At 67.4% G+C, this 2,232-nt stretch carries 1 protein-coding gene and 2 pseudogenes; 2 read left to right on the forward strand and 1 reads right to left on the reverse strand.

Annotated features, from left to right (window positions below; translation table 11 throughout):
* Positions 1 to 232: 232 nt before the first annotated feature.
* Positions 233 to 625, forward strand: a pseudogene (locus GUY59_RS51615) (DUF4158 domain-containing protein); the annotation flags it as partial.
* Positions 626 to 651: 26 nt separating this feature from the next.
* Here the strand turns inward: GUY59_RS51615 and GUY59_RS48130 are convergent.
* Positions 652 to 1,095, reverse strand: a complete 444-nt coding sequence (locus GUY59_RS48130) for a hypothetical protein (RefSeq protein WP_201762172.1) — start codon at positions 1,093 to 1,095, stop codon at positions 652 to 654.
* Positions 1,096 to 1,166: 71 nt separating this feature from the next.
* Between GUY59_RS48130 and GUY59_RS48135 the strand changes: the two are divergent.
* A pseudogene (locus GUY59_RS48135) lies at positions 1,167 to 2,232 on the forward strand (transposase); the annotation flags it as partial.

Here is a 2,232-nt window from a genome sequence, read left to right on the forward strand (position 1 = left end):
CCTCCCTCCGCAGGGCGGCTCCGAAGGGCCAAGACCTTCATCATCCGAGCAGCATCGCTCCAGATCATTCGCCTACATCGAACTCTCCTTCACGTTCAGGACACACGAATACGCCAGAAAGGGATCGCGGCCTGATGGTTGATCGTTAGGGTGATCGGCGTCGGGTTGGCGGCGGTCCTGGGGGTTGCGGGTGACCTCGATCGATCGGACCGCGTATCCGCGGTTTGCGCGGGTGTTGTCGGCGCGGGAGCTGACGGAGGCGTTCACGCCGACCGGGGCCGAGGTGGAGTGGGCGCGGTCGTGCATGGATGACGAGCATCATCTGCTCGCGCTGATGGTGTGGTTGAAGTCCTACCAGCGGTTGGGGTACTTCCCGAAGCTGGATGAGGTCCCGTCGGCGGTGGCGGGGCATGTCCGTCAGGTGTTGGGGCTTGCCGAGGACGAGGTGGCGTTGCGGCAGGCGGCTTCGGCGTCGGCCAAGCGACATCGTGCGCTGGTGCGTAAGCGGCTGGGAGTGTCCTACGAGCCTGCGCGGGTTCGGCAGGTGGCCGAGGCGGCGATCCGCAAGGCGGTGCAGTCCAAGGACAACCCGGCCGACCTGATCAACGTGGCGCTGGAGGAGCTGGTCCGCGCACGGTGTGAGCTGCCGGGCTACACCACGTTGGACGCGATGGCCGCCTCGGTCCGTGCCGAGGTCAACGCAAGGTTCTTCGGGTTGGTAGCCGGGCGGCTGCACCGGACGGCCAGGGCGCGGCTGGCGCGGCTGCTGGTGGTCGATCCGGTGAGCCGGCGTAGCGAGTTCGACCGGTTGAAGGACGTGGCCAAGGCGGCGTCGCTGGGCAAGTTCAAGCAGCGTTTGGCGCTGCTGGCCGACCTTGACGCGATCGGCCCGACCGGGGCGTGGCTGCAGGGCGTACCGGCCGGGAAGGTCGCGCACTTCGCCGGGGAGGCGCGAGTCACCGACGCCGCTGACATGCGCAAGGTCGGCACCGACAAGCAGCTGACGTTGCTGGCCGGGTTCGTGCACACGGTCGCGACCGGGGTCCGCGACGACGTGGTGACGATGTTCTGCAAACGGATCGCGGCGATCCACAAGAGGGGCCGCGACCATCTGGAGGCGCTGCGCGAGGCGCACCGCGCCGAGTCCGAGCGGCTGCTGGGAGTGTTCGCACGGCACCCTGCTGGGCCCGACGCAGGTCGCCGCGCACATGCGCGGGCAGGTCAGCGTGCACGAACTGTCGCTGGCGGGCAACAAGCACACCACCGCGACCAAGGTCGACGCGGCCTCGGTCGACGTCATCGACCACTTCAACCGGCTGGATGTCGCCTCGGTGTGGGGCGACGGCAAGTCGGCCGCGGCCGACGGCACCCAGATCGATACCTGGGAGGACAACCTGCTGGCCGAGACCAGCATCCGGTACGGCGGGTACGGCGGGATCGCCTACCGGCACGTCTCCAACACCTACATCGCGCTGTTCTCCCACTTCATCCCATGCGGGGTGTGGGAGGCGGTCTACATCATCGAGGGCCTACTGAAGAACGCCTCGGACATCCAGCCCGACACCATCCACGCCGACACCCAAGGCCAGTCGCTGCCGGTCTTCGGGCTGGGCGCGCTGCTGGGCTTCGACCTGCTACCGCGCATCCGCAACTGGCACGACCTGGTCTTCTTCCGGCCCAGCGAGACGGTCCGCTACAGCCACATCGACTCGCTGTTCGGCGACCAGGCGGTGGACTGGAAGCTGATCGAGACCCACTGGAGCGACCTGCTACGCACCGCGATCTCCATCCGGGAGAACAAGCTGTCGTCGGTGACGCTGCTACGCCGGCTGGGCAACCATTCGCGAAAGAACCGCCTGTATCGGGCCTTCCGCGAGCTCGGCCGCGCGATCCGCACCATCACCCTGTTGCGTTACCTGTCCGAGCCCGCGCTGCGCGAGCAGATCACCGCCATCACCAACCGCACCGAGGCCTTCCACGGCTTCGCCGACTGGCTGATGTTCGGCGGCAAGCTCATCGGCCACAACGACCCCGACCACCAGGAGAAGGTGGTGAAGTTCAACGAGCTGATCGCCAACTGCGTCATCTACTCCAACGCCTGCGACATCACCGACGCCGCCAACGCCCTGGCCGCCGAGGGCTATCCCGTCGACACCGACGACCTGGCCACCGTCTCGCCCTACATCACCCACACCATCCGCCGGTTCGGCAACTGGACCCTCAACCTCACCC

Origin of the sequence: Nonomuraea sp. K271, from assembly GCF_009908215.1 — a bacterium.
Classification (GTDB): Bacteria; Actinomycetota; Actinomycetes; order Streptosporangiales; family Streptosporangiaceae; genus Nonomuraea; species Nonomuraea longispora.